The sequence below is a fragment of the Neosynechococcus sphagnicola sy1 genome (genome assembly GCF_000775285.1).
Lineage (GTDB): Bacteria > Cyanobacteriota > Cyanobacteriia > Neosynechococcales > Neosynechococcaceae > Neosynechococcus > Neosynechococcus sphagnicola.
In genome coordinates this window covers 45,526-72,476 of sequence record NZ_JJML01000020.1, presented here as the reverse complement: position 1 = coordinate 72,476, position 26,951 = coordinate 45,526, and the positions used below count along the sequence as shown (strand labels likewise).

Genomic DNA, 26,951 nt, shown 5'->3' with positions numbered 1-26,951 from the left:
TTTATTCGTCGCTATGCCGTCAGCGATGCTGCCGTCCATGATTCTAAGATGGTGGGTTCGCTATTGGACTTTGATAATAGTGGGGATCAGGTCTGGGCGGATAGTGCCTACCGCAGTGAAGTGATTGAGACGGTTTTAGAGTTACTCACGTATGAGAGTCAGATTCATGAGCGTGGCTATCGCAATCACCCACTAACAGAACAGCAGCAGGAGTCTAACCGAGAGAAGTCTCAAATTCGTGCCCAAGTAGAGCATGTTTTCGGGAGTTGGGTGATGGAGTTGGGGGGTAAGTTGGTGCGGTGTATCGGTAAGCAACGGGTTGCGGCGTGGATTGGGCTGAAAAATCTGACGTGCAATCTCAAGCGCTATGTCTTTTGGCAGTCACAACCTACTAGTTCAGAGGAATCGTATGCCTGTTGATGGTGAAATGATAGGTTGAAGAGGGCTTCAAGCCTGAATTAGGGTGGTTTTTGACGATGATGGGTGCTCGTGATGCGAAGAATTCCTCGTTATAGGCTGGATGTTGAGTCTCATCGCTGCTATACGCTATTTAATCGAGGTGCCCTTTTCCATGAACAATCATGAATCTCCCCTCAGGAATTGTCTGAAAAACACAAATCTGTATCAAGAGATACAATTAGTCCCGTTGACCTCGCCATAATATCTCAAGTCGTCAATACGTTTTGGTTTCCTTCGCTCGCCCTAAGTGAGGAGTAGTGTAAATAATGGCAAGGCAATTCGATCGGCGTCGATTTCTGATTTATAGTTCCGCCGCTCTTGGTACTAGTGTTTTCCTGAAGGCGTGTGGTAGTCCGACGCCTACCGCCAGTCCCACCGCTGGAACAGAATCTCCTACTGCCTCTCCGGCAAGTGGAGACTCCATTAAAGTTGGCATCCTCCATTCACTGAGTGGCACCATGGCTATCAGTGAAAAGAGTGTTGTAGACGCAACCCAGTTGGCCATTGAAGAAATCAATGCTGCGGGGGGTGTCCTGGGCAAGAAAATTGAGGCCATCGTTGAAGATGGTGCGTCGGACTGGCCTACCTTTGCCGAGAAAGCAAAGAAATTGATTGACCAAGATCAAGTTTCGGTGATTTTTGGTTGCTGGACCTCTGCGAGCCGTAAGGCCGTGCTGCCCGTGTTTGAGTCCAAGAACCATATGCTGTTCTACCCAGTGCAGTATGAAGGTCAGGAATGTTCCAAGAATATCTTCTATACCGGAGCGGCTCCGAACCAGCAAATTGAACCTTCCGTAGACTGGCTACTGGAAAACAAGGGGAAAGAATTCTTCTTGGTGGGATCTGACTACGTGTTCCCCCGCACGGCCAACACCATTATCAAAGCCCAGCTAGCAGCGAAGGGCGGTAAGACCGTTGGTGAAGACTACTTACCTCTGGGAAACACCGAAGTAACCGCCATCATCACCAAAATCAAACAGGCACTGCCCAAGGGGGGGGTGATTTATAACTCCCTCAATGGTGATAGTAACGTGGCATTCTTTAAGCAAATGAAAGGAGCTGGGTTAGGGCCGGATAAGTATCCCTCCATGTCGGTCAGTATTGCGGAAGAAGAAGTAAAGGCCATTGGTGTGGAGTATCTCAAGGGGCACTATGCGGCTTGGAACTACTTCATGACGGTAGATAGTCCGGTGAATACGAAGTTTGTGGATGCCTTTAGAGCCAAGTATGGAGCCAATCGGGTGACCAATGATCCGATGGAAGCTGCCTACATTGGGGTGCATATTTGGAAACAGGCTGTTGAGAAGGCGGGTGGAGCCGAGGATCTCGACAAGGTTCGCGCCAGTGCCCTGGGTCAGCAGTTTGATGCCCCAGAGGGAATGGTAACGATGGAAAATAACCATCACTTGGCGAAGTATGTCCGCATTGGTGAAGTCAGAGCCGATGGACTGTTTGACATCGTCTATGCCTCCAAAGAGGCGGTGAAGCCCATTCCCTGGAACCAGTTTGTCGCTGAAACCAAGGGATATACCTGCGACTGGTCCCTCGACCGTCCAGATGCTGGCAAGTTCAAGGGAGCCTGATCAGCGATTAAATGGGGGTTGGATCGGGGCAATCGATCGCCCCCATTTTTCATATTGGAAATTGTTCTAGAGAGGAATAGAAGTGCTGGGACTGTTGGATGGCCTGTTTAACGGCCTCAGTATTGGCTCAGTCTTGCTACTCGCTGCCCTTGGGCTGGCCATTGTCTTCGGCCTGATGGGGGTGATCAATATGGCCCATGGGGAACTAATGATGCTGGGTGCCTACACCACGTTTGTGGTGCAGAATGGCTTTGCCCTCTTGGGGCCATCTTGGTCGGAAGCCTATATTTTAGCGGCCCTCCCCCTGGCATTTCTCGTGGCGGCTCTCATGGGTTTAGTGTTAGAGCGGGGGGTGATTCGCTATCTCTATGGCCGCCCCCTGGAAACCCTACTAGCAACCTGGGGAGTCAGCCTGATTTTGCAGCAGTTTGTCCGCAGTGTCAGTTGGGCCTTTGTGATTGGCTTGGTGCTCTTCTGCCTCCTGTTTTTTGGAGGACTCTGGGTCTTGAGACGGCAGCGCCATTGGCAACAGGTTCGGGGAGGGGCGTTGACGGCATTACTGCCCCTATCTGCGGCGATCGCGTTAGGAGCTGCCACGATTGCAGGTCGGATCTATAAGTTAACCGTCACCCAACCCTGGTTTGGGGCTCAGAACGTGGATGTCACTGCCCCCTCTTGGCTTCAGGGAGGGTTGCCGATTGGTGAGTTCCAACTGCCCTTTGCCCGGCTCTTCATTATTGCCCTCACCAGTTTTTTGCGTGGTGGGAATTTATTTGTTCTTGCAGCAGTCCGCGTGGGGACTCCGCATTCGAGCGGTGACGCAGAATCGCAGCATGAGTGCCTGCTTGGGGATTCCCACCGAGACGGTTGATGCCTTAACCTTTGCCATTGGCTCTGGTCTGGCGGGGGTGGCAGGCTGTGCCGTCAGCTTACTGGGTTCTGTTGGCCCCAACACTGGACAGAACTACATTGTTGACACCTTTATGGTGGTGGTGGTTGGAGGGGTGGGCAAACTGGTGGGCAGCATCGTCGCCGCCATGGCGATTGGTACCGTCAGTTACATTATTGGCTCCGGAGCCCTGGCAACATTGCTGGCACCGATTCAACCATTGGCTGATTTCTTTACGTTCTTTGCAACAACGAGTATGGCCAAGGTGATGGTGTTTGCCTTGATTGTTGCCTTTCTGCAAGTGAAACCAGCCGGATTGTTTCCCCAGAAGGGACGCACGGTTGATGCTTAGGGGATTCGCTGATGGTAGACAATAGTGCTGAGATGCGTCGTGGAGCGTCGAATGGACGGCGGTGGCGATCACTCCTGGAAGTTGGAATTATCGTCGTGGCAGCCCTGCTGCTGATCTTCGTCGTACCGCCGTTACTCGTGGGCATCGGTCAAGGATTCCGGGTGAATCTTCTGGGTCGATATCTAGCCTTAGCGATCGCCGCCTTGGGGATTGATCTAATCTGGGGCTATACAGGCATCTTGAGCCTAGGGCATGGACTCTTTTTTGCTCTCGGGGGTTACAGTTTGGCCATGTACCTTCAGTTGCAATTGCCCGCTGGACAGCTCCCCGAGTTTTTTACCCTCTATGGGGTAACGGAACTACCGGCATTCTGGCAACCGTTCTACTCCCTGCCTTTTACCATTGCGGCTATCATCTTGCTGCCAAGCCTAGTGGCGGCTGTGTTGGGATACCTGGTGTTCCGCAACCGGATTCGGGGGGTTTACTTCTCGATTCTCACCCAGGCATCGCTGATCGTGTTCTTCAATTTTTTCAATGGTCAACAAAAGTTGATCAATGGTACCAATGGTCTGAAAACCGACACCGCAGTTCTCTTTGGGCAACAGGTGGGGGCACCTCCGATGCAGGCAAGTTTTTTATGGACTGACGGTGTTGTTTCTGGTGGCTGCCTATGTCCTCTGTCGCTGGTTAACCCGGGGGCGGTTCGGTCGCCTGTTGGTTGCCATCCGGGATGATGAAAGCCGACTGCGCTTTCTCGGTTATGACCCCACGGTCTTTAAGGTATTGGTCTTTGCTGTATCCGCTGGACTGGCGGGCATTGCTGGGGCGCGTTTTTACCGTCCAGTCGGGCATTATTTCCCCCAAAGCGATGGATATTGGCTTTTCGATTGAGATGGTAATCTGGGTTGCGGTGGGAGGCAGAGCCAGCCTCATCGGTGCCATCATCGGAGCCTTAGTGGTCAACTTTGCCCGTAGCTTCCTGAGTGAAAAGTTCCCGGAGGTATGGTTGTTTTTTCAGGGGGCCCTGTTCCTGTTGATCGTGACAGTTGTTCCCGATGGTCTGGTTGGTTGGTTACGTTACCGCAGTGTCGATCAAGTGAGATCGCTCTTGGGTCTCCAAAAACAGCTTGCCACCTATCCCCGTCTGGAAGTTGACCCAGAGGTAGAAAATGAGCGCAAAAACTTTGAATGAGCAGACCCAGATGGGGGTATCTGAAGCGATTCTGGCCATTGAAAACCTCACCGTCAGTTTTGACGGCTTCAAGGCTCTGAATCAACTCAATTTCAGTATGGCCGTTGGCGAGTTGCGGGTGATCATTGGCCCCAATGGAGCTGGCAAAACCACCTTTCTGGACGTGATCACGGGTAAGGTGAAGCCAACGGAAGGACGGGTCTTGTTCAAGGGCAAAAATCTGCGATCGTTCTCGGAGGATCAGATTGCCCGGATGGGGATTGGTCGTAAGTTCCAGACGCCCCGGATCTACCTCAATTTGACCCCCCAGGAGAACCTGGAGTTAGCTTGTAACCGTCGTAAACAGGTCTTTGCCACCTTATTTAGCTACTCTCCCCAAGCCGAGCGGCGCACCGTTACGGGACTGTTAGAAACCGTTGGCCTTGCTGCCAAGGCAAAGATTCAAGCTGGTTTACTTTCCCATGGGGAAAAGCAGTGGCTCGAAATTGGCATGTTGGTGGCGCAATCCCCCGACCTGTTGCTGGTAGATGAACCCGTGGCTGGACTCACTGACGAAGAAACCGAGCGCACTGGAGAGCTATTACAGGCTTTAGCGGAGAGCCATTCGATCATTGTGATTGAGCATGATATGGAGTTTGTCCGTCAAATTGCCCGTCAAGTGACTGTCTTGCACGAAGGGACAGTACTTTGCGAAGGCACTATTGACCAGGTGCAATCCGATCCCCGTGTGATTGAAGTCTATTTAGGCCAAAAACCTGAGGCTCATTGAGGCGGTGATAAATCCGATTGCCCTGCTACCTCGATCAGGAGATGCCCGATGCTAAAAGTTGCAGATTTAAACGTCTACTACGGCGAGAGCCACATTCTCCGGAATGTAGACCTGACCGTTCCCCAAGGGCAAATGATTTGTCTAATTGGTCGTAATGGTGTAGGCAAAACCACCCTGCTGAAGACAATTATCGGCCTACTCCCAGCCCGGAGCGGTTCCATTGTATTTGCTGGTCAATCCATCACCCAAAAGTCTCCCGACCAACGGGCGCGATTGGGCATTGGCTATGTGCCCCAGGGGCGGGAAATCATTCCCCGGTTGACGGTACGCGAAAACTTGCTGCTCGGGTTAGAAGCCCTTACCAATCGACCGAAATCCCGGATCACCGAAATTCCAGATCATATTTTTGCCCTGTTTCCGGTGTTAAAAACCATGCTATCCCGGATGGGCGGAGACTTAAGTGGCGGGCAGCAACAACAACTAGCGATCGCCCGTGCCTTGATGGGACAACCCCAATTGCTGGTCTTGGATGAACCAACCGAAGGCATTCAGCCCTCGATTATTTTGGAAATTGAAGCAGCTGTCCGCCAGATCGTTGCAGATACGGGGATCTCAGTCCTATTGGTGGAACAGCATCTCCACTTTGTCCGCCAAGCGGACTTCTATTACGCTATGCAAAAAGGGGGAATCGTGGCCTCAGGGCCTACCCACGAACTGAGTGATGATGTAATCCAGCAGTTCTTGGCGGTGTAGTCTTTGCCTTTCTCTAGCAGATTCCGGTGGGTCGATTGTGCTTGACTTCCAGTTCCGGCTGATGCGGCTCCCTGATAGGATCTGGATCAGCTTGACGGAGTGACTGGCTTCTGAGCAACCTGCAGCACCTTGAGCAGTTGGGCTAGGGCGTACTCTAACTGGGCACCAGGGTCAAGGGCAACCCAACCCTCAGGGGTGAGTTGTTGAAATTCAAAGTGAAGGTGGGGACCAGTGGAATTGCCCGTGCTGCCAACCCGCCCAATTACCATTCCCTGCTGTACCTGCTCTCCAGGTTTAACGAAGATTTCTGATAGATGACCGTAGAGGGTTTTTTGAGTGTATTGGTTGTGATTCAGAATGACCGTTAACCCGTAGCCATCCAGGAAATCAGCAATCTCAACTTGTCCAGCGTAGGCGGCTAAGACTGGAGTGCCGAGGGGAGCCCCTAAATCAGTTCCGGAATGAAAGCGTTGTTCACCCGTGATCGGATGAATCCGCCAACCAAAGGCTGAGGTGATCGCAGCGGGAATACTCAAGGGAAACAGCAGGTTAATGTTGCCATTGCCTAATCGCCCAGCTGGTCGGAGGCTACGATTGTAATAGTCCAACACCGTCGAGCTAACGGCGGCAAGATTACCTCCATGGCCCGAGGCTCCCGCAGAGGCTTGACCTGACCAAGGGGGTTGGGAAACCGCCGCCGCAGGTGCAGACCCGCAAGGTTGATGCCAATGACTGCCCTGCAACACAATCTGACAACCCGATGCCCGTTCCGATAGAATCACTGTCTCTGGCCCTTGATAGGGAGTTGCCCCCAAATTATAGGGGGTGGGATCAATATAGGGGTCACGCCAGTCAGCATTGGGGGGTGCAGCCGCAGTAGGCGCTGTTTTGAGTGGCTGGGTAGCAGCAGCTGCCTCGGAGGGCATAGGCTCAGCAGCTGATGGAAGAGATTCCGGTAAACTGTCAGCGGCGGGAGCTGGAGCCATTGGGATCTCTGGAGAAACTGGAGCCACTTCCCCCCACAAATGCTGGAGGAGTCCCCAAAGAATCTGTCAGGGATTGTGCCCAAACGACGCCACCACTTAGTAGCCCAACACTGGCAAGACCCCCCCCCAGTCCCCCTAAGAAGCGGGAAAGCGTTGCTAAGCCCTGCCGATGGTTCTGCTTGCCAGTTTGTGTCATTGCTGTTTTCCCTCATGGTTGGGTTCCCGTTGCCCATTGTACTCACTGGTATTGGTTTGCGGGTAGCCAAGGCTGATCATACCTGGTTGAAGATGCAGTTCGGAACCAGTTAGATCCCCTTTTCTTGGTGGGTCGAGGCCAACTCGCAGCGCTCCGCTGGCAGTCACGCCTAAAATTACCCCAGGTTCCCCTTCAACAACGATGGCTGCCCCCAGTCCTGTCAATAGCTGCTCATAGGCAATCAGGAGCGGAGCGATATCAGGTTGTTGCCAGGTTTGATACCCCGTGAGCAATCCCTGCACCACCAGCGCTGCCAAGAATTCCAAGGTCGGGGGCTGGCGATTAAAACGGCAGTCCGTGTACTCAGGAGCCTTTAAAAATGACTGGAGCGAGATTCCCGATGCGGGCACAGCATTGCACCAGTTGATTCCAACGCCGATCACGGCCTGTGAGATCCGTCCCTGGTGGATGCGGGTTTCGGTGAGAATCCCCCCTAATTTGTGATGGCCCAACAACAGATCATTCGGCCACTTGAGCTGCACTGGAATGCCCCAATCCCCCAGCACCGTCGCAATTCCCCAGGCACTCCCCAGGGTCAGTCGGGCGCTTTGGGCGATCGCCAAATCTAACAATAATCCCAAGGACAGATACAACCCTCCGGGAGGAGACTGCCACTGGCGTCCCCATTGGCCGCGTCCAGCGGTTTGCTCAAGGGCAATGACAATGGTTCCGGAGGTTGCCCCCTGATCCAAGTGTTCCCAGAGGGTACGGTTGGTGGAGGGTAATTGCTCAAAAATCTGACAATTCCAGACCCAACCAGTGGTACCTGGAGGGCGTAATGATTCTAGCCACTGAGTCAAGGCTTGGCGGTCAAATTGCACAAGAACCTCCCCTGGAATTTTGTTGCTCAAGCTACCATGGATTCGTCCGCCTCTGAACCTGCCAATCTTCATGCATACTTGGTACTGGTGTAACTGGGAAGGACTCCCCTACCTACGGTGTCATCTTCTCGATGCCTGGCCCCACGGATTCTTTACCCGCTCCTTTGCGCCGCGATCGCCCCTGGAACTCTCTGCAATTTTGCAACCCACGGCACAGATCTATCGGATTAAGCAGGTGCATGGTAACACCGTCTTAGCAACCCATGAAATCACCCACACCGACCATGCAGTCACGGATCTAGCCGCAGCCGATGGGGTGTTAACCCACAAACCCGACCAAGCAATTTGGGTCTGTAGTGCCGACTGCACCCCGATCTTGATTGCCGATGGGGTGACGGGTCAAGTCTCAGCCATTCATGCAGGCTGGCGGGGAACCGCAACCCAAATTTTGCCCCAAGCGATCGCCCGCTTGCAGTCCCAGGGCAGTCAGCTCACTGATCTGCGAATTGCCATGGGGCCAGCGATCTCAGGGTCAGTCTATCAGGTGGCAACGGAGGTCGCTGCCACGGTGGGAGCGACGATTGTCCCTGAATCGGTCAACCAACCCGCTGACCCCCTGTTGGTGTGGCTGGCCCAACTGCCCAATCCTCCGATTTTGCCCGATCCTGAACCGGGACGGGTGCGCTTGGATGTGCGGCGGGTGAATGCCCTCCAACTGGAACGATTGGGAATTAAGCCCGAACAGGTGGCGATCGCCCCTGATTGTACCTACCAGCAACCCGATCGGTTTTTTTCCTACCGTCGGGATGGGCTGAAGCAGGTGCAATGGTCAGGCATTGTTAGTTGCTAATACACTTTTGGGATCCAGAGGCCTGGTGTAACTCAAGGCAACCACTGAGGATGGAGACCGGGTAGGGGGAGGGCTACTGGTTGTATCTGCACCGGTTGCTGCCATTGTTGGGGTAAGGGCAGTAACCAGAGACGACTACTGGCGATCATCTTGCCATCGGTGGTCATTGGCATTCCCGTTGGGGTAGTAGTGTTACTAGTAGTGGTCACCACCTGATCCAGGAGCAGTGCCAGCCCATCAGGAGAAAGGCTGAACTGGATATCCCGCTGATCTGGCAACCGCAGCAGCGGCACCAGCCGGTTCTGTTGCAAATGAAAGGCCGCGAGATAGGGTTCTTCCCGGTAGGTTTTGCCCGGTAACAACTCCGTTAACAGGCAATAGATTAACTGGTTGGTCGGATCAAACTGGGCTTTTAATACCGACCCGGTGGTGCGGAGTAGTTGTTTCTGCATCCCCTGATTCGTGACCAAAAATAGCGATCGCGTGTAATCTTGATTGAATTTCAGCATCAATGCCTGGGCACCATCCCTGGAGAAACCCATCACCAAACCAAATTTGGGTAAGAAGTCTAAGGGTTGGGCAGCGGGGGTCAAGGGCAAAATCGCCAGTCCTTGCCCTTGGGCAATGGCGATCGCCTGACTATCAGGGGTGATCAAGAAATCGCCCCCTGGTTGATTCTTCAGGGGTTGAGGGGCTGCATGGGGTTGGAGAATCCACAGGCCAGAGTCTCCGGGATTCTTACGACCAACACGCTGCACGACAATGGTTAGGCCATCGGCAGAGAGGTCAAACTTGAGATTTTGATAATCTCGGCTGTCTAGTACCTGGCTGATCACCCCTGGAGCCGATGAGGGAGGACGCAGCCAGGGTAACCAATCCCAGGATCGAGTTGCTTGCAGGGGCAGTCCCGTCGTGACGGTATACAACTTTTGATCGAGCAACCCTTGAGGTTGTTGCCCCCGATCCGTGGCAGAGAACAAAATCTGTTGGCCTTCCGGATAGAATTTGAAATCTAGTACCACCAGATTCGTCGGAGTTAGGATCTGTTTCTGTTGTCGGGTGAGATTGTAGAGAATCAGTCGTCCGGCTTCTGCACCGGTGACACCAATATAAGCAAAGGCGCGATCGCGGGTCTGAAACTGACCTGTAAAGGGAGCAATGGCAGCGTCCTGATCAGCGGTAAATCGATCTTTTGCGCCCTGTAACTGTAACTTGTACTGGGTGCCATAGGGTGCAGGAGCATTCAAGGTATAGGCAAGGCGGCGACCTGCCCAACTGATGCGTCCCGGCAGTGGTGGCCCCACTTGTAAGTTAGCTTCCACGCTCTCTGGATTCATCGGACGGCTAAACGTCAGCACAAAAGCCGTGTCCTCAGCACCAATCAGCCGCTCTTGCCAGCTAAAGTCACGCACGCGGGGAACACTATGATCCCCACTCCAGAGCAGCAATGCGATCAAGAGTCCAAGGATGGCAATTACCGTCAAGGCAACCCGATCCAGGACTTGGGAAAACAGTGGGGGAAACTGACGGGAACCTAGCATTGGTAACGTTACCAGACAGCAATCCTAACGCTGCCATTGTACTTGGGATCGCAACCCTACCCCCAGATGCCCCCGAGTGAACTTTGAAAGACTACTCGGTACGGATGAGATTGCCCTTGGGGTTGACCAGTTTCAGTAGCTTTTGCTTAATCTGACCGTCAAAGACATCCCACTTCAACTTGGCATACTCAGCGGTGTCATTACAGCCCGACAGGAAACCAATGGGCACTTCAAAGCCCCCAGCCATAGAGCGGCCTCCCCCAAAAAACCGTCCTTGGGCATCCTGACCAAATGCTTCCTTGAGGAATTCATCGGGGTCAAGGGTCAGCTTCGTGGTGCGCAGAGAGCCAACGAGCATTTCTTCTTTATCTTCGTCATGGATAATGCCATAGACAACCGCTGTATGGACATTCTCTTCTGTGACCAAGAAGTCCGCAGCCTGAGGAATGGCATCTCGGTCGTCGTAGTGTAAATAACCCACCCCCGCAATGGAGAAATTATTCTGCACAATCCGATTCTTCAGCGATCGCTCAATCACGCCCATGACTTGGCGAGACCGGGAGGCTTGCAGCACTGCATTCAGCAGTTGAGCATCATAGAAGCGACTCAGGTATCCGGCGGCCAGAAAGTCCTCTTCCTGGGCATACATCAGACGATTCGTATCGGAGCGAATGCCGTGCATCAGCGCCGTGGCACACTTGACATGCTCAGCGACACTGCTATCGATCTTGAGTAACCCCACCTGGAGGTACTGGGTAAATATGGTGGCGGTAGCTCGAGCTTGGGGGCGGATATCACAAAACTCAGTTTCCAGCTTTTCCTGCTGCACACTGTGGTGGTCAACCACAACGGTAAGGGGAATTCCAGCCTGCTTGACCAAGGGTGCTAATTGGGTCGTTGTGCCCTGGTGATCAATGTAGATGCACCCCTGGTAGATATTTAAATCCTTGCTCTTCAGGGTCTGAGTCGTCCAGCGCTGCACCGCTAGACCCGTTAACTTGACCAAGGCAATATTTTCCTGGTGGCTCAGGGTGCCCCCATAAACAATGTCACACTGAATCTCAAACTGCTGGGCAATCAGTTTATAGGCCCAAGCCGACGACAGGGCATCCGGGTCGGGGAAGTCTTGCAGAATGACCAACTGGCGATCGCCGCGGTGGCGTTCTAGGGTGCGGCGTAGGAGTTCTGATTTTGATAGGGGTACTGTCTCCTGCGATCGCTGAGCCGGAAAACTGGCAGGCGTAATACTAATTCCATTGGGACTCACCCCCACATACTCAAGGGTGGGAATTGCAGCCATTTGAGTACTTAATTCAGACTCAGCGGTAGCCGAATCAGCCGTCGATATAAGATCACTTGGAGACATCGGTGAATGACAACAGGATAATGTTTATGAAGTAAATGCAGACTCGCCGACCACCTAGAGAGCCATCTTCCACTACGGAAGAACACCATCCCGCTTGCCTGCCCCAAAGTATCGGAGTTTTGCCAATTAGACTCCTCTAATCTAACATTTCCCACCTTGGGAGGGTTAATCCTGCTGCAACTATTGTGGTGCTTCAGTAACCACTGGCGGTTAAATCCCGCTGATGCTCAAACAGCACTCGTTCTACTTGGGTTTCCCAAGAACCATCAGGGTGGAGTCGTAGCAGTCGAAACCCTGGGCGCGTCTCATCCAGGGAGAACTGAGTACTACGGGGCATGAACTGGATGCAGGTAGAAGGAGTGCCTAAGAAGCGTACCTGTTGCCACTGACGATCAAATTCCTGATGAATATGACCGAAGATCACGAGCTTCACCTGGGGATGGCGGGCAATCACCGCAAACAAATCCGCTGGGTTGCGCAGAATGCTGCCATCTAACCAATCGGAATGCACGACAAACGGAGGGTGATGCAAACTCACCAGGGTCGGTTGTTCGGCAGCCCGCTGTAATTCCTGGTCTAGCCAGTTCAGTTGCTCTCGTGATACCTCCCCATGGACATAGTGGGGGACCCCTGAGTTGAGTAGCAAGAAACGCCAGTCCTTGACCGTGAACGATTTTTGGTTACTGAAGGGGGGGGAGGTCAAGACCTGCTGCATCACCCCCTGATCATCATGATTTCCCGGCAGCCAATACGTTGGGATGCCTAGGGGACTCAACAGCGACTTCAAATGCTCATAGGACTCTAGGCTCCCATCCTGAGAAAGATCCCCCGTCAACAGCAGTAAATCAGGCTGAGGGTGAAGCTGTTGCACTGCCTCGATCACAGTTTCAAAAGAACGGCAGGTGGGCAAACCCAGCAGTTCCTCTTCGGGGGCAGCAAACAGGTGAAGATCAGTAATCTGAGCAACCAGTAAGGTCGGGACTGTGAGCATGGTCGTGGCAGCTGGGGAAACGACAAGGAGCGAGAACCGTTCCCAATGAGAACCCTCTGTATCTAGTTGTGAGGAAACGCACTCATTACACGGATTACCTGTGTTGAGGGGAAAGTTACGGATCAGGCTCAGGATGATCAGCCAATCATAGGGTTTGGCAAACTCTCCCTGAAAGAGATCTCCTAATAAATTTTTACACCTTAACGTGAGAGGGTAGCAGGATTCAGGACGCTGATAACAGGCGCTGGGTGATTTCGGTCACAGAAATTGCCCAAAGGCTGAGGAGTCTGCCCAGTATCAGACCCATCCAGCATCAACCTCAAGATTTGCTATACTTTTAGGACTGAATCTGTGGCGGCATAGCCAAGTGGTAAGGCAGAGGTCTGCAAAACCTCCACCCCCCCAGTTCGAATCTGGGTGCCGCCTTGAAGTAAAAAGCTCAGTGTCGCTGTTGGGTGGAAGTCGTCTGCACCTGGATACCACGGGTAGTCATGCCCCTAGCATAGCGGCACATCTGGTCGTCAAAGTCATCAAAGCGGCGTGGGACGATGATTTGAGCCTCCCCAAACTCACCTCTGTAGCTTGCCTCCTACAGGGGGGGCTTCTAGCTGTGACCATTGCCGCGGTTACGAGCTGGCTTGGCTGCACTCAAAGGCTCCGCCTGTTACTCTTGCAGATGTATTTTCATTTCCGCATTCAAGCAGCGTTCCCTCAACGCAGCTGTTTAAGAATTCCTCCATCGCCCAGCAGTCCTTCTGGATTCTTATAGGCTTTGAGCAATTCATCTAGTCGTTCAGGTCGAAAAGTCATAGTATGCGTGTCTTAGGCTCAATAGTTCATTCGAACTCATTCCTGTTGTTGGCACAAACTCATTTACAGTTCCGAAGCTCAAGGGTAGGTGCCGCCAAGCAACTGCACAGTTCGACTGCAATAACAGTTCGACTGCAATAATGGTGAGCATGAATGAACTAGAACGCTGTTATCGAGTCCTAGACTTAGAGCCAGGCGCTTCACTGGAGGAAGTGAATCAGGCTTATAAGGATCTAGTGTTCATTTGGCATCCTGATCGCATTCCCAAAGATAATCACCGGTTGCAGCAAAAAGCATTAGAGAAACTGAAGGAAATCAATGCCGCCCGCGATCGCCTGCGTGCCCATCGCCATCATTCCCCGGCTCCCCCCTCCCCCCATTCCCCCCGCTCCCAACCCCGGCCAGCACCCCACCAACCTGCGCCCAAGCCGCCCCCGTCTTACACCGAAGCCCGTACCACTGCCCAACGGCAGGCCAGTTCCTCCCATAGTCACACCACTGCTCAGCCCCATACGGCTCCCCATAGTCACACCACTGCTCAGCCCCACCGTCCTCGCTATCGCCAAGATCCCGATCTGAGCGGGGCTGACTTTCACGGGGCGGATCTCCGAGAGAAAGACCTATCTGGGCGTAATCTCAGCCATGCCAATTTAACCAATGCCGATCTCAGTGATGCCTTTTTGCATAACATCAATCTGGCGGGAGCCAATTTGTTTCAGGCCAACCTGTTTCGAGCCAACCTGCTGGAAGCTAATTTACAAAAAGCCAATTTACGAGAAGCCAATCTGGTCTGTGCCGATCTGAGTGGGGCGGATTTGAGTGGAGCCGATCTCACAGGTGCCCGCCTCGGAACCCGCGATCGCATCATGGTGAAAATGACCGGAGCGCGCTTAACCGGAACCATTATGCCAGATGGTACGGTACACCCCTAATACTGCCAACCTTTACCCTCAGCGCGCCATAGCCAAAATTTTCTCGGCAACGGGGATCTCAATGGGCATGACAGATAAGCGATTGCCCTGACGGACAACCCACAGATCATCAGGGCTAAAGTTTTGGCGCAGGGTGTCCAGGGAAATCAGGCTGGGGAACCGTTCGATAAACTCAACCTCTACGGTTTGCCAACGGGGCTTCTCCGGGGTGGACTTGGGGTCGTAATAGTGACTGCTGGCATCAAACTGACTGGGGTCAACCAGGTCTGTCTCAACGACTTGCATCAGGCCGATAATCCCAGGGGGTGAGGCATTGGAGTGGTAGAAGAAGGCTCGATCACCGCTGGCCATGGAACGCAAAAAGTTACGCGCTTGATAGTTCCGCACCCCATCCCAAATCGTGGTGCGATCGCGCTCTAAATCGGCAATGCCGTAGACCTCCGGCTCAGATTTCATCAGCCAGTAGTTCATGACCATTTTAAATGACGCTTACTATGGAACAGATTATCAGGACGCTGCCATTGCCGTGAGTCCTGGTGTCTGCCAATCGGTGCGAGAGTCTGTCTGGAACAAAATCCACTGAGTACAATGGGAACACCCTTCCGTTGTGCACGAATCGAGGCAGTTATCGAGACCATTTACGGCAATCTTCAGGGTCTAAAGGCCAGTCAACTCCGACAACTCCAACGGCTCTACCATCAACGACTTCCCGGCGATCGCCTCACGACATCAGAGGTTGCCCAGCGGGTCGCCGCCATTAGCACTGACATTGATCAGCCCATCTGTGTCTACGTCAACCGTCGAGGCCAGGTGATTCGAGTGGGAGTGGGGACGGTGCGCCAAACGCAAATTCCCCCCCTGGAACTCCCCCGTTACGGAGCTGAACGACTGAGTGGCATTCGCTGTCTGGCGACCCAGTTTACCGAGGAGCCACCGGGGGAGGCGGTGTTAACCGCCATGGCGCTGCAACGGCTGGATGCCCTGGTGACTCTGGTACTCTCTGGTCAAGGCTTCGAGCGCCGAGGTGGGGGGGCTAGCGGCTATGTCACCGCCACCTATCTGGCGCACTTGCAACCCGAGAGCGGCGAGCCAGGGGCAGAGCGATCGCCCGGCACCTGGCTCGTATCCCCCCTTCGTTCCTTAGAAGACGTTTGCCAAGAGGACTTTCTAGACTGGGTGGAGGGGCTGGAAACAGCGTTTCGTCGAGAATTTGTCGCCCGTCAAGTGGACACCGACCAGGATCGGGTCTTACTGGTGGGGTTGAAAACTGATCAAATGGAGATGCAGCGCTTCCAGGATGGTCTAGCGGAGCTAGAAAGATTGGTGGATACCGCTGGGGGAGAGGTGCTGCAAACCCTGCGGCAACGGCGACCCCGCCCCCATCCGCAAACCGTTGTGGGGACGGGAAAAGTCGAGGAAATTGCCCTAGCGGCCCAAACCGTGGGAGCCAATCTGGTGGTGTTTGACCGGGGGTTGTCTCCGGCGCAAGTGCGGAACTTAGAAATGCAGTTAGGGGTGCGGGTGATTGACCGGACGGAGCTGATTCTGGATATCTTTGCCCAGCGTGCTCAGTCAGGGGCGGGGAAACTCCAGGTGGAACTAGCTCAATTGGAATACCGCCTCCCCCGGTTGACGGGACGGGGACAGGCCATGTCTCGTTTGGGAGGGGGCATTGGCACCCGTGGCCCAGGGGAAACCAAACTGGAGTCAGATCGACGCGCCATTCAGCGGCGAATTGCTCACTTGCAACAGGAAGTGAATCACCTCCAAGCCCATCGTGCCCGGATGCGCCAGCAGCGCCAGCATCAGCAAGTGCCTTCCGTGGCCTTGGTGGGCTATACCAATGCCGGAAAGTCCACCCTCTTGAATGTCCTTACCCAAGCAGAGGTCTATACCGCCGATCAGTTGTTTGCCACCCTTGACCCCACCACTCGGCGGTTTATAGTCACCGATCCGATGACCCGGAAGCCTTTGACCGTGCTGTTAACAGATACGGTGGGCTTTATCCATGAGCTGCCTGCTGCCTTGGTGGATGCCTTTCGCGCCACCCTGGAAGAAGTCTCGGAAGCGGATGCCCTGCTGCATGTCGTGGATTTATCCCACCCAGCTTGGTTAAGTCAAATTCGCTCGGTGATGCAGATCCTCTCAGAGATGCCCATTACCCCTGGCCCGGCTCTGATTGTGTTCAACAAAATCGATCAGGTGGATGGCGATAACCTGTCCTTGGCGCAGGAGGAATATCCCCAGGGGGTGTTTATTTCTGCCAGCGATCGCCTGGGATTAGAAACGCTGCGGCAGCGGCTCATCCAGCTAGTGCAATACGTGACCCAAGACAATTAGTCGGTCAGCACAACCGCTAGACCTTAGCTAGTTGCGGATGACGTTGATGCCAAGTTGTAGCTTTCTCGTAGGCGTAGGCGACCTGGAAAAGTTGATCTTCCCGCAGCACATTGCCAATCAATTGCAGACCAATGGGCAGACCTTGACCATCGAAGCCACAGGGAATGCTCATGCCCGGTAGCCCTGCCAGGTTGACCGGAATCGTCATCAAGTCAACCAGGTACATACTCAGGGGGTCTGCGGTTTTGTCCCCAGCCCTAAAGGCCGTCGTCGGTGCGGTAGGAGAAACCAGGACATCCACCTGGGAAAAGGCGTGCTCAAAGTCCTGCTTCATCAGGGTGCGAACCTTCTGCGCCTTCAAGTAGTAAGCATCGTAATAGCCTGCGGACAGTACATAGGTGCCAATCATAATTCGCCGTTTCACCTCAGCCCCAAAGCCTTCGGCACGGGTACGGGTGTACATGTCTATGAGATTTTCGGGTTTTTCGCTGCGAGATCCGAACTTAACGCCGTCATAGCGGGCTAAATTGGCCGATGCTTCCGAAGGCGCAATGATGTAGTAGGCGGCAATCCCATACCGGAAACGAGGACAGGAGATCTCGATAATTTCAGCACCGAGATCCTGAAGTTGTTGGATGGCTTGCCGTACCGCAGCTGCCACCGTGGGGTCTAAGCCCTGACCAAAGGTTTCTTGAATGACACCAATCTTTTTGCCCTTGAGGTCTGGAATCAGGAATTGGGTGTAGTCCGGCACCTCCACCTTGATGCTGGTGGAATCCTTGGGATCATAGCCAGCGATCGCCCCCAACAGGATAGCGGCATCTTCCACGGTGCGGGCAAAGGGTCCAATTTGATCCAATGAAGAGGCAAAGGCCACTAGCCCATAGCGCGAGACGAGGCCATACGTAGGCTTCAGGCCGACAATGCCACAAAAAGCCGCTGGTTGACGGATCGAGCCTCCAGTATCAGACCCCAGGGACACGGTACATTCCCCGGCGGCGACCGCTGCCGCTGAGCCACCGGATGACCCTCCGGGGACCCGTGAGGTATCCCAGGGATTTGCAGTCATCTGAAATGCCGACGTTTCTGTGGAGCCGCCCATGGCAAACTCATCCATGTTGGTTTTACCCACCATCACGGCTCCTGCCTCCATTAACTTCTGGGTAACGGTGGACTCGTAGGGAGGGATGAACTGCTCCAGAATCCGAGAGGCGCAGGTAGTGCGGATACCTTGGGTGCAGAGATTATCTTTGATACCAATGGGAATGCCAGCCAACAATCCAATATCTTCCCCCGCTGCCAACTGGGCATCGACTTGCTGGGCTTGAGCCAGGGCATGATCCGCTGTCACCGCCAGAAAGCTGTGCAGCGTCGGCTCTAGTGCCTGGATCTGTGCCAAAGCTGCCTGGGCAATTTCCACCGCTGATCGTTCTTTGCGAATTAGCTGCTGGTGTAATTCACGAATTGATGCCATGCACTCATCCTTCTGGGGCAATCACTAGACCGCTGAGAACCGCCAATAGAACTGAAGTCAGAAGACTGGACGGCCATTATCCACGATATAGCAATCCTGCCCGATTGCGACGGGATGGGTGGAGGGGAATCGCCAGTTCCAGTCTGAAGTGCATCAGGCTCTAGATGATGATTCCTGAGATTGTTCGCGTGAAATGCGTCGAGCTTGGTTGACCCCGGCCCGTCGCATTGCCCAACGCTCCATTCCCTGGTAGAAGGGGCGAGGGAGAAGCCAGAGCAGGTAGGCTGCTAACCCAGTCAGGATGGTTCGCCTAGGTTCTTCAAAGGTAATTTGCCAGTGGGTCGCGATCGCTCGGTTAAACAGCCGGATTGCCATTGCCCCATCTTGGGAACGCACAGCTCTGCGTGCTAAATACCGCAGCTGATAGGCTCTGGCTTTGTTTTCCCACTTAGCAATTAAGTCGGGTGCATAGGAACGAGTTTTTTTGATGACGTTTTCCCATGAATCTAGTTGCTTAAAATAATTAGCAGATAATCCACCGGAGTTAACTCTATAGAGTGTTAGAACATCGGGAATTCCCTCGATTTTCCAGTTTGTTAAGATCGAAATTCTAATCCAGCATTCGATATCTTCTGATTGACGAAATTGCTCATCAAAATAATAATCTTCCATGGAACCACGGTGATCATTAAAAAATTTAATCTCCTCAAGTACGGATTTCCGAATCACGGGAGCCGAGCCATTACCCACGGGATTACGACACAATAAATAAGCGGTTTCTATATCTTTGAGTTGTGGCATTTGATAGGTTCCGAGAAATTGTCCACTTTCGTCAATAAATGCAGAACGACAAAAACTCAGACCAACCTCAGGAGAAGATTCTAGATGACGTAAGTGTTTTTCTAGTTTTTCCGGCAACCAGACATCATCACTATCCAGGAAAGCGATATATTCTCCAACTGAGTGACGAATTCCAGTATTTCTAGCCCCAGATAACCCCCGATTTTCCTGATGGATAATTTTGATGCGAGGATCGGAGAAACTCTGACAAATTTCAATACTTGAATCCGGCGATTCATCATCAATAATCAGCACCTCAAAATCTGTAAATGTTTGCTGTAAAACAGATTTTACGGTTTCAGAAATATATTTTTCAACTCGATAGACTGGAATAACAACTGAAACTTTAGCCATGACTTTACCCTAGATAATTTATTGTGTTTTTTGGGGTAGAAATAGAATTTTATTGCTGAAAAATCTGATGTTCCTCGACTCTAATTCTAAAAATTAGAGTTGCAGTTCAGCCACAGTTTAAAGATCAGTCATTTCATCCAAACCTGAGAGGATGTTTTAAAAGTCTTCTGAACTGTGTTTGGCTACCTCAGTTACCTAGAGACTACTAGGACGGAATAGGTGTTTGAGCCTTTCCACTTACTGAACTAAGTAGCATTTGGAACTCAACTCGACCTTTTTCAGACATCCTCTGAGCTAACGTCAACGCCTTCACTGTTTCGACATCTGGTTCAGCATTATAGACCAAGATAATTACAGCAGGCAGCAGCATCAGTCACCTCCAGCCAGGTGTTTGTCCCCTTCTGGGTAGAAAAATTCAGGTTGGGTGAGTTCCACAATTTTGTCAAATCGTACCTGCTTCACCAGAGTTTTTAGAGCCGCTGACAGGACGGTCTGCTCAGCTGGAATCTGGTCGATTAGCGCTTGCACCCGCTTGCCCTTCAGTTGGGTTGCAGCCTGATGCAGCTCCCTGATCCATGAACTTGGCATCCGGATCAGAGCCGCCGGGGTCAGTTCCTGGACCGTATTGTCTGGGGCAGTTGCCCCCAGGGGGAGAGATGGGGTTTCGTAGCGGTAGAGAACTCCCAAGTGTCGAGCCATGGCCTCAAAAAGGCTTGATTCTCGAAACGGCTTGGCAATCACTTCGTCACAGCCTGCTGCCAACAGTTCAGCCTGTTCTTGGGCAAAGACGCTTGCTGTTAGGGCAATAATTTTGGTACTTCGTCCCTGGAGATGGGTCTTGATGTAATGGGTCGCAGTCTTGCCATCCATGCCCCCCATTCGGATATCCATCCAGATCAAATGGGGTTCCCACACCTGCCAAAGGGCGATCGCACTCTGACCATCACTAGCTTCGCGGCAGGCAAATCCAACGGATGTCAGCAGTTGCATCAGCAACTCCCGATTATCGGGCTGGTCATCCACGACCAACAGACGATACTGAGGTTGACCGGAAGCCAGACCGATCACCCGTCCCAGGGGAGCCGGATCGGCCATTTCCGCTGTCTCAGCAACTTGAATATCAATTGTGAAGCCAAAAGTTGTCCCCTGCCCCTTCTGGCTGCTAACGTGGATCTCGCCTCCCATGAGTTGGACAAACTTCTGACTGATCACCAATCCTAAACCTGTGCCCTCACTCACCTTTTTACTGCTATCGGTTTGCACAAAGGCATGAAACAGTAACGACAGCTCCTCTGGGGTCATGCCAATGCCCGTGTCTACTACCTCAAACTGCAACTGCGGGGGAGTGACCACCGCCAAAAAACGCACTCGCAAAGCAACTCCACCCTCTAGGGTAAATTTGATGGCATTGCTCAGTAGATTGATAATCACTTGGCGAAGTTTCCCCTCATCGGTTTCCACAATTTGGGGCAGGTGGGGATCGAGTTCAAATAACAACTGCAAATGCTTGGCCTGAGCGCGGATATTGAGCATCTCGTGCAGCGACTTCAGCATCTGGGGTAAATTGCAGCTAGAGGGTTGCAATACTAACTGACCTGCTTCGATTTTTGCCATGTCTAGGACATCATTGATCAGTCGTAACAGGTGTTCCCCACTGCGATTAATGGTTCCCAGTGTCTCCTGCTGCTTCAGCGTCAGACTAGGATCGCGACTGAGTAGTTGACTAAAACCCAGAATCGCATTTAATGGCGTGCGCAATTCATGACTCATATTCGCTAGAAACGTACTTTTGGCCTGATTGGCAGCTTCCGCTGCTTCCTTGGCCTGCCACAGCTTTTGGTTGGTGGTCTCTAATTCTTGGGTACGGGCTTGCACCTGTTGCTCTAAATCTTGATTAAAGTCTTGCAGCCTTGTAAAGGAGCGACGGAGCTGTTCGGACATGGTGTTGAAGGCCTGAGCCAGGGTTTCGAGTTCGGCAATGCCCCGAACTTCCACGGTTTGTGCTAGTTCCCCCTCGGCGATCGCTTGACTAGCGGCACTTAAGTGTCGAATCGGTCGAGCAATCCAACGACTGGCGAAAATCCCCGCACCGCTGGCCACCGCCAGCGCCAATAAAGAGAGCAAGACCGTTGTGCGGGTATTGCTATGGATCTGAGCCAGAAAATCCTCCTCCGGAATCACCACCACCACCCACCAGTCCAAATCGGGCTGACTGGAAAAGCGCGATATCTCAACAAAGTAGGGCTGTCCAGACAGCAGAATTTTGTGCGGCACTGAATTCGGCCGTGAGCCGAGGCGGTTGAGTTCTTGCTGAAAATACTTGGCGGCAACTCGAATCAGGGGATGGCGACTCTCTAGGGCCGCAAGGCGCTCAAAAGATTTATCCTTTGCCTTGACCCGGTAGAGATCTTCGACCACTGAGTCTGCAACCAGTAACCCAGAGGACTCGACCACAAAAGCTTCCCCCGATAGACCGATCTTGAGGCTGTTTAGAAATTGACTCAATTCTTCCAGAGTCACATCAACAGCGCACACCCCCAGAAATTGCCCTGATGGGTCATAGGATGGCTGGGCTGCCGTGATCGTTAACTTCTGAGAAAAAAAATCCTGGTAAATGTCTGTCCAAATCCCCCGTTTTTGCCGCATCGCTGCTTGATACCAGGGGCGACGCCGGGGATCATAACCAACGGGATCTACCTTCATCCTCTGTAGGCGATTGCCCTGGGAGTCGGTGCCGTAGTAACTCAGAGCATAGTTTTTGGCTGGGTTATTGGCCAGAATCTCCACGGCACCCGTGTCACCCGGTCGCCGCATTGCCCCCAAAAGACTGCCATTGGCTTGGATTCCGAAGTAAATCGACGTTACTGGTGCTGTCTGTATCTGATGCCAGAGATAGCGTTCACTCCTTGCATCGCCGCTGTTTAAATATCCCTGGGCAAGGGCTTTGACATTAAAATCATTCACCAGGGTGGGGATCTGGAGATAATCCTTCAAGCGTTGGCGAATCCGATGGGAAATCTCAGACTGCAACTGTAAGGCAAGGTCATCGACATCTCGTTGCCCGTTGCGGATCGTCAGGAGTCCTACGGTGGCGATCGCCGCCGCCATAATCAGCACAAAGGGAACAACGATGACCAGATTAAGGGGGAGCCGTTGCAAGCGCCAAATACGCGGCAATCCGGGCGCAACACTTTGGGGTGGGGATGATGGAGTCAAATCGGCGGACATATCCTAGAAGGAACGAGGACTGCGAAATCGCTGCTAAGGCAGCGCTCCATCGGGTTGCAAAGTCATGTGAATAATGAGCTGCTTATTAAGGCAAAGGAAGGCATGGTGGCTGACAGACCCCCCAGAGGCAATTACCATTGCATTGTTCACCAAAATAAAATTGGGAGCTTCATTCAATAATGACAATAGTTGTGTATCCAGACTGGTGGACTCGACTAAAATTTCACCCACAATCTGGGTATGCTCAACGGTTTGGATCTGTACCTGACAATGTTCCTCCTTGGTGACACTGAAACGATTCAACATCTCATGGAGGGAATAACCAGATCGGGACGGATTGACAGCAGGTGAGGCAGTCTCAGCTCCAGCAGTCTCGATCGCGGGTTGGATCGCCTCTGTTTGGTGGTGAATCTCGTCGCCTTCCCCAGTATGATTACCGTAGGGCGCGATCGCGGGTGTGTCAGCCGCTGTCGGTGCTAAATCTGTTGGTGGCAGCTGTAATTCAACCCCATCAGCAGCCGTGCTGCTATCCTCAGAGCGGGGTGGATTGAGCAAGGGCACCGCTGGAGATTCTCTAGATGCCGCGACTGCCATGGGTGGTATTTCCGGTTCGTCTAACTCGTTAGGATCGTAAAGAGAACCATCGGGCATGACAGCGCCCTCTAAAGTCACATGATTCAGGGTTGCCCCCAAAAGATTGGCACCACTTAAGTCAGCATCCTGGAGATTAGCGCTACTCAAGTCAGCATCTCGCAAATCCGCACCAACGAGACGGGCATTGTTCAACATCGCACCCTGCAAATTCGCACCTCGCAGACAGGTACCCACAAGGGTTGCTCCACTCAAGGTGGCATAACTCAGGTCAGCGGCACCGAGGTTCGCCGTGCTCAGGTCAGCTCCAATCAGCAATGACCGACTTAGGTTGGCACTACTGAGATTGGTGCCAATCAGGTCAATCCCATTGAGGTTGGCACGACAGAGATTGGCTCCTCGGAGAATGGCATGGTTGAAGTTGACGAGGGACAGCTCCGCATCACTGAGATTGATGCCCGCAAGTTTTGCACCCATTAAATTCACATTGCTCAGCTGTGCACCCCGAAAATTTTTCTCCCCAGCGCCATAGCGTTTCAGTAAATCATTGGTATTCATAGGAACCTATTTAGAACTTTTTCTACGGATGCTGAAGCTTGATCGTATCGAGACTCACAGAAGTTGACATTGATTCTGTGTAGCGACTCCTCGACTTTTGATATAGAATTCTATCGTAAAGCCTAGGTTTCAACCGTTTCAGGCTTTTCAGCGTTTCCTCGTTCCAGTTTCAGGGATCTTTGAGATCCCTGTAAGCTGAATGGCGCTGCCAGACCTTCAAGAGAGGATTGCATATCATGGCATTTACACAACCGCCCTTACCTTATGACTTTGGTGCCCTAGAACCTTACAACATGTCTGGACGCACCTTTGAGTTCCATTACGGCAAGCACCATGCTGCTTACGTGAACAATCTTAATAATTTGGTTAAAGATACAGAATTGGCTGACAAAACCTTAGAGGCAGTGATTCAAATTTCCTTCAAAGACGCAGCCAAGGTCGGCATTTTCAATAATGCCGCTCAGGTTTGGAACCATTCCTTTTTCTGGAATTGTATGAAGCCCGGTGGGGGCGGGACACCAACTGGTGCGTTGGCAGAACAAATCACGGACTCCTTTGGCAGCTTTGAGAAGTTTACGACTGAGTTCAAAGCTGCTGCGACCACCCAGTTCGGCAGTGGCTGGGCTTGGTTAGTGAAAGAGGGCGATACCCTAAAGGTGACGAAAACCCCGAATGCGGAGAATCCTCTGGCTCACGGTCAAACAGCGCTGTTGACCCTGGATGTTTGGGAACATGCTTACTATCTTGACTATCAGAATCGTCGTCCTGATTTCATTCAAAACTTCCTGGACAGCCTGGTGAATTGGGAGTTTGTTGCTCAACAACTGGCTGCTGCTTAAGAATTACAGTGAATAATGGCTTAGAGCCGAGTTGAAAGCAGCGGAGTACTCCTCGAAGGATGACTCCGCTGTTGTTTTTTGTAGCAATGGCTTGGATATCCGTGGTTAAGACGTGGAGACTGATGCCCCTGATCACCGCTGCTGGTGCCACCCAAATGGCGATTGATCAGTGGCTCTTGGAACAGCACCTCTTAGGCTTACAACCCCCCAGCTTACGGTTTTACACGTGGTCGCCCCCAGCTATTTCCTTGGGTTACCACCAACGTCGTTGGCCTCTCGTTTGGGAACAAATGCTCTGGCAAGGGATAACGATTGATCTGATCCGTCGCCCCACTGGGGGGCGAGCCGTGTTGCATCAGGGAGATCTAACCTATGCGATCGCGGTGTCTGGGATCACGGGCAATCGACGGCAGGTTTATCAAACCCTGTGTGAGTTTTTGATCCAGGGCTGGCAGGCGTTAGGACTGCCCTTGCACTATGGACAAAGTGGTCAGGGCTATCACCACCAGGCCAATTGCTTTAGTACCGCTACCGCTGCCGATCTAGTGACATCCACCGGTTTTAAGTTCATTGGGAGTGCCCAACTCTACCGAGGGGGCGCCATCCTCCAGCATGGATCGATACAGTTGGCTCCCGATTTAGCGCTGCGATCGCAGGTCTTTGGAGACAGTGGGCACCCGGAACAGTCACCCCCTGATTTGCAAGGCTTAGAGATCTCCACCATCCTAGAGGCACTGACCACCGCCGCAGGGGATTGCTTCGGGGTGAATTGGCAAGTGCAACCCCTCACAGACCTTGAATGGGCTGCGATTAGGCAAGCGCCAGCACTGAAACTCGGGCAGCAATCTGACCTGCGATCGCGAGGAGCGCCTTAGCAGAGGCAGATTCCGGTTCGGCCAGCACAATCGGCAAGCCGCGATCGACCCCCCTCACGGAGGGAAATCTCTAAGGGAACACAGCCTAACAAGGGGACATCCAGCTCCTGTGCCGTTTTAGCCCCCCCTCCTGAACCAAAAATATCGTACTGGCGATCGGGTAAATCAGGGGGGATGAAATAGCTCATGTTTTCCACAATGCCCAGCACTGGGACGCCCAGTTGCTGAAACATTTTCAAGCCCTTACGGGAATCTAAGAGTGCTACGGTTTGGGGTGTGGTAACAATCACCGCTCCGGCCATGGGAACGGCCTGGGTCAGCGTTAGTTGGGCATCCCCCGTTCCGGGGGGCATATCCACAATCAAATAATCCAGGTCACCCCACTGCACTTGGTACAGGAACTGGCGAATAATGCCATTCAGCATCGGGCCACGCCAAATCACGGGCTGATCCTTATCAATCAAGAAGCCCATCGACACCAGTTTCACCCCATAGTTGAAGGCGGGTTCTAAGATCTCTCCCTGGCTGCTGGTCTGCACCGTTACCTTCGCGTCTGACAACCCCAACATGGTCGGGACGTTGGGGCCGTAGATATCCGCATCGATCATCCCTACTTTTGCCCCCAGATGCGCTAAAGCGACGGCCACATTTACCGCTACGGTGGTTTTACCCACGCCGCCTTTGCCGCTGGAGATGGCGATAATATTTTTTACCCCACTGATGCCAGTGCGATCGGGTAATGATTTTTGTTGGGGGGTTTCAGCCGTGACATCGACGGTGACATCGACAACCCCCGGCAAAGTCTGCACCGCTTTCTGGCATTCTTCCACAATAAACTGGCGCAGCGGGCAGGCAGGGGTCGTGAGCACCAGGGTAAAACTCACCCGGCCTTCGGCGATTCTGACATGACGTATCATATTCAAGTCCACGAGACTCTTGCGGAGTTCAGGATCTTGCACGGGTCGCAATACGTCGAGGACAGAATCTAGATTGAGCATATTGACCATAAATTCATCTCCGACCAAACTGCGGTCGCCAGTTATCTTAAACCTGTGGTTTCCAAAGAAAATCTTATCTAAAACCGGGTGGAGGGGATAGCTATTTTTCTGATCCAAATGTCTTAGTCCATCAAACCAGGCTGTCTGGAGAGGGAAAAGGGTAAAATACGACGTCTTCTATCCATTCAGCGATCGCCCCTCTGTCAGGGTGAAACTGCGTTAGCTCTAAATCACAATCCAACAACGGCTTCAGCCTGCGATGCGGGCAGCTGACTTAGCAATGGGGGAGATGATTCAGTGATCA

The 26,951-nt window shown here is 52.7% G+C and carries 20 protein-coding genes, 1 tRNA gene and 3 pseudogenes; 12 read left to right on the top strand and 12 right to left on the bottom strand.

Annotated elements, in window-relative coordinates; all coding sequences use genetic code 11:
- From DO97_RS10530 to urtE, 6 genes and pseudogenes are all read left to right on the top strand, one after another.
- Positions 1 to 420, top strand: a 420-nt coding sequence (locus DO97_RS10530; protein WP_036533160.1) for an IS5/IS1182 family transposase, incomplete at its 5' end; no start/stop codon positions are given.
- Positions 421 to 725: 305 nt separating this feature from the next.
- Complete coding sequence (urtA, locus tag DO97_RS10525; protein ID WP_036533157.1) at positions 726 to 2,042, top strand: urea ABC transporter substrate-binding protein; 1,317 nt, start codon at positions 726 to 728, stop codon at positions 2,040 to 2,042.
- An 85-nt stretch (positions 2,043 to 2,127) separates the two neighbouring features.
- Positions 2,128 to 3,283: pseudogene (gene urtB / locus DO97_RS10520) on the top strand (urea ABC transporter permease subunit UrtB).
- 32 nt (positions 3,284 to 3,315) lie between these two features.
- A pseudogene (gene urtC, locus DO97_RS31080) lies at positions 3,316 to 4,475 on the top strand (urea ABC transporter permease subunit UrtC).
- A gap of 10 nt (positions 4,476 to 4,485) precedes the next feature.
- Positions 4,486 to 5,244, top strand: coding sequence for an urea ABC transporter ATP-binding protein UrtD (gene urtD, locus DO97_RS10510; protein WP_036533188.1), 759 nt, complete (start codon positions 4,486 to 4,488; stop codon positions 5,242 to 5,244).
- A gap of 48 nt (positions 5,245 to 5,292) precedes the next feature.
- Positions 5,293 to 5,997, top strand: a complete 705-nt coding sequence (urtE, locus tag DO97_RS10505) for an urea ABC transporter ATP-binding subunit UrtE (protein ID WP_036533156.1) — start codon at positions 5,293 to 5,295, stop codon at positions 5,995 to 5,997.
- 86 nt (positions 5,998 to 6,083) lie between these two features.
- Here urtE and DO97_RS10500 read toward each other — a convergent pair whose 3' ends face one another.
- Genes DO97_RS10500 through DO97_RS10495 form a run of 3 tightly spaced genes read right to left on the bottom strand, consistent with a single transcriptional unit; the run spans position 6,084 to position 8,060 of the window.
- Entirely contained in the window at positions 6,084 to 6,923 is an 840-nt protein-coding gene (locus DO97_RS10500) for a M23 family metallopeptidase (RefSeq protein ID WP_239651639.1), read from the bottom strand.
- Between the two features lie 37 nt (positions 6,924 to 6,960).
- A complete protein-coding gene (locus tag DO97_RS20970; RefSeq protein ID WP_052128615.1) occupies positions 6,961 to 7,179 on the bottom strand; it encodes a hypothetical protein in 219 nt (72 codons plus the stop codon).
- A complete protein-coding gene (locus DO97_RS10495) occupies positions 7,176 to 8,060 on the bottom strand; it encodes a biotin--[acetyl-CoA-carboxylase] ligase (protein WP_072016419.1) in 885 nt (294 codons plus the stop codon). Before DO97_RS10495 ends, DO97_RS20970 begins: the two co-directional genes overlap by 4 nt.
- 70 nt (positions 8,061 to 8,130) lie before the next feature.
- Between DO97_RS10495 and pgeF the strand changes: the two genes are divergently transcribed.
- A complete protein-coding gene (pgeF, locus tag DO97_RS10490) occupies positions 8,131 to 8,910 on the top strand; it encodes a peptidoglycan editing factor PgeF (protein WP_036533155.1) in 780 nt (259 codons plus the stop codon).
- Between the two features lie 32 nt (positions 8,911 to 8,942).
- On the opposite strand, the gene DO97_RS10485 is transcribed toward pgeF, so the two are convergent.
- From DO97_RS10485 to cpdA, 3 genes are all read right to left on the bottom strand, one after another.
- Entirely contained in the window at positions 8,943 to 10,451 is a 1,509-nt protein-coding gene (locus tag DO97_RS10485) for an Ig-like domain-containing domain (protein ID WP_036533154.1), read from the bottom strand.
- Positions 10,452 to 10,542: 91 nt separating this feature from the next.
- Entirely contained in the window at positions 10,543 to 11,817 is a 1,275-nt protein-coding gene (locus tag DO97_RS10480; RefSeq protein WP_036533152.1) for a DHH family phosphoesterase, read from the bottom strand.
- A gap of 193 nt (positions 11,818 to 12,010) precedes the next feature.
- Positions 12,011 to 12,808 carry a 3',5'-cyclic-AMP phosphodiesterase gene (cpdA, locus tag DO97_RS10475; RefSeq protein ID WP_036533149.1) on the bottom strand — a complete coding sequence of 266 codons (798 nt, stop codon included), beginning with the start codon at positions 12,806 to 12,808 and terminating at the stop codon, positions 12,011 to 12,013.
- A 353-nt stretch (positions 12,809 to 13,161) separates the two neighbouring features.
- On the opposite strand from cpdA, the gene DO97_RS10470 reads away from it, so the two are divergent.
- Both DO97_RS10470 and DO97_RS10465 read left to right on the top strand, forming a co-directional pair.
- Positions 13,162 to 13,234: transfer RNA gene (locus DO97_RS10470), tRNA-Cys, on the top strand.
- A gap of 533 nt (positions 13,235 to 13,767) precedes the next feature.
- Entirely contained in the window at positions 13,768 to 14,550 is a 783-nt protein-coding gene (locus DO97_RS10465; RefSeq protein ID WP_036533146.1) for a pentapeptide repeat-containing protein, read from the top strand.
- 18 nt (positions 14,551 to 14,568) lie between these two features.
- Here DO97_RS10465 and DO97_RS10460 read toward each other — a convergent pair whose 3' ends face one another.
- Positions 14,569 to 15,021, bottom strand: coding sequence for an EVE domain-containing protein (locus DO97_RS10460; RefSeq protein WP_036533144.1), 453 nt, complete (start codon positions 15,019 to 15,021; stop codon positions 14,569 to 14,571).
- 117 nt (positions 15,022 to 15,138) lie between these two features.
- Here DO97_RS10460 and hflX point away from each other — a divergent pair, with 117 nt between their 5' ends.
- Positions 15,139 to 16,890 (top strand): GTPase HflX, encoded by a 1,752-nt coding sequence (gene hflX, locus DO97_RS10455; protein WP_052128613.1) that lies wholly within the window; start codon positions 15,139 to 15,141, stop codon positions 16,888 to 16,890.
- Positions 16,891 to 16,906: 16 nt separating this feature from the next.
- Here the strand turns inward: hflX and gatA are convergent, their stop codons facing one another.
- From gatA to DO97_RS20965, 4 genes are all read right to left on the bottom strand, one after another.
- Positions 16,907 to 18,364 carry an Asp-tRNA(Asn)/Glu-tRNA(Gln) amidotransferase subunit GatA gene (gatA, locus tag DO97_RS10450; RefSeq protein ID WP_036533142.1) on the bottom strand — a complete coding sequence of 486 codons (1,458 nt, stop codon included), beginning with the start codon at positions 18,362 to 18,364 and terminating at the stop codon, positions 16,907 to 16,909.
- Between the two features lie 153 nt (positions 18,365 to 18,517).
- Positions 18,518 to 19,558 (bottom strand): glycosyltransferase family 2 protein, encoded by a 1,041-nt coding sequence (locus tag DO97_RS10445; protein ID WP_036533140.1) that lies wholly within the window; start codon positions 19,556 to 19,558, stop codon positions 18,518 to 18,520.
- Between the two features lie 369 nt (positions 19,559 to 19,927).
- On the bottom strand, positions 19,928 to 22,774 hold the full coding sequence (locus DO97_RS10440; protein WP_162182979.1) for a hybrid sensor histidine kinase/response regulator: 2,847 nt from the start codon (positions 22,772 to 22,774) through the stop codon (positions 19,928 to 19,930).
- A 45-nt stretch (positions 22,775 to 22,819) separates the two neighbouring features.
- A complete protein-coding gene (locus tag DO97_RS20965) occupies positions 22,820 to 23,935 on the bottom strand; it encodes a pentapeptide repeat-containing protein (protein ID WP_052128611.1) in 1,116 nt (371 codons plus the stop codon).
- 236 nt (positions 23,936 to 24,171) lie between these two features.
- Here DO97_RS20965 and sodB point away from each other — a divergent pair, with 236 nt between their 5' ends.
- Positions 24,172 to 24,774, top strand: coding sequence for a superoxide dismutase [Fe] (gene sodB, locus DO97_RS10430; RefSeq protein WP_036533138.1), 603 nt, complete (start codon positions 24,172 to 24,174; stop codon positions 24,772 to 24,774).
- A gap of 122 nt (positions 24,775 to 24,896) precedes the next feature.
- The gene (locus tag DO97_RS10425; RefSeq protein ID WP_239651637.1) at positions 24,897 to 25,649 is read left to right on the top strand and encodes a lipoate--protein ligase family protein; all 753 of its coding nucleotides are present in this window, start codon (positions 24,897 to 24,899) and stop codon (positions 25,647 to 25,649) included.
- Here the strand turns inward: DO97_RS10425 and DO97_RS10420 are convergent.
- Positions 25,585 to 26,647: pseudogene (locus DO97_RS10420) on the bottom strand (Mrp/NBP35 family ATP-binding protein). The gene DO97_RS10425 and the pseudogene DO97_RS10420 overlap by 65 nt on opposite strands.
- Between the last annotated feature and the right edge of the window lie 304 nt (positions 26,648 to 26,951).

What these genes read in the sequence shown, in the direction of transcription:
- gatA (WP_036533142.1), bottom strand. Translation starts at nt 18,364, where the DNA reads ATGGCATCAATTCGTGAATTACACCAGCAGCTAATTCGCAAAGAACGA.
- urtE (WP_036533156.1), top strand. Translation starts at nt 5,293, where the DNA reads ATGCTAAAAGTTGCAGATTTAAACGTCTACTACGGCGAGAGCCACATT.
- DO97_RS20965 (WP_052128611.1), bottom strand. Translation starts at nt 23,935, where the DNA reads ATGAATACCAATGATTTACTGAAACGCTATGGCGCTGGGGAGAAAAAT.
- urtD (WP_036533188.1), top strand. Translation starts at nt 4,486, where the DNA reads ATGGGGGTATCTGAAGCGATTCTGGCCATTGAAAACCTCACCGTCAGT.
- DO97_RS10425 (WP_239651637.1), top strand. Translation starts at nt 24,897, where the DNA reads ATGCCCCTGATCACCGCTGCTGGTGCCACCCAAATGGCGATTGATCAG.
- DO97_RS10445 (WP_036533140.1), bottom strand. Translation starts at nt 19,558, where the DNA reads ATGGCTAAAGTTTCAGTTGTTATTCCAGTCTATCGAGTTGAAAAATAT.
- DO97_RS10480 (WP_036533152.1), bottom strand. Translation starts at nt 11,817, where the DNA reads ATGTCTCCAAGTGATCTTATATCGACGGCTGATTCGGCTACCGCTGAG.
- DO97_RS10500 (WP_239651639.1), bottom strand. Translation starts at nt 6,923, where the DNA reads ATGCCCTCCGAGGCAGCTGCTGCTACCCAGCCACTCAAAACAGCGCCT.
- DO97_RS10465 (WP_036533146.1), top strand. Translation starts at nt 13,768, where the DNA reads ATGAATGAACTAGAACGCTGTTATCGAGTCCTAGACTTAGAGCCAGGC.
- DO97_RS10460 (WP_036533144.1), bottom strand. Translation starts at nt 15,021, where the DNA reads ATGAACTACTGGCTGATGAAATCTGAGCCGGAGGTCTACGGCATTGCC.
- hflX (WP_052128613.1), top strand. Translation starts at nt 15,139, where the DNA reads ATGGGAACACCCTTCCGTTGTGCACGAATCGAGGCAGTTATCGAGACC.
- sodB (WP_036533138.1), top strand. Translation starts at nt 24,172, where the DNA reads ATGGCATTTACACAACCGCCCTTACCTTATGACTTTGGTGCCCTAGAA.
- pgeF (WP_036533155.1), top strand. Translation starts at nt 8,131, where the DNA reads ATGCATACTTGGTACTGGTGTAACTGGGAAGGACTCCCCTACCTACGG.
- cpdA (WP_036533149.1), bottom strand. Translation starts at nt 12,808, where the DNA reads ATGCTCACAGTCCCGACCTTACTGGTTGCTCAGATTACTGATCTTCAC.
- DO97_RS10485 (WP_036533154.1), bottom strand. Translation starts at nt 10,451, where the DNA reads ATGCTAGGTTCCCGTCAGTTTCCCCCACTGTTTTCCCAAGTCCTGGAT.
- urtA (WP_036533157.1), top strand. Translation starts at nt 726, where the DNA reads ATGGCAAGGCAATTCGATCGGCGTCGATTTCTGATTTATAGTTCCGCC.
- DO97_RS20970 (WP_052128615.1), bottom strand. Translation starts at nt 7,179, where the DNA reads ATGACACAAACTGGCAAGCAGAACCATCGGCAGGGCTTAGCAACGCTT.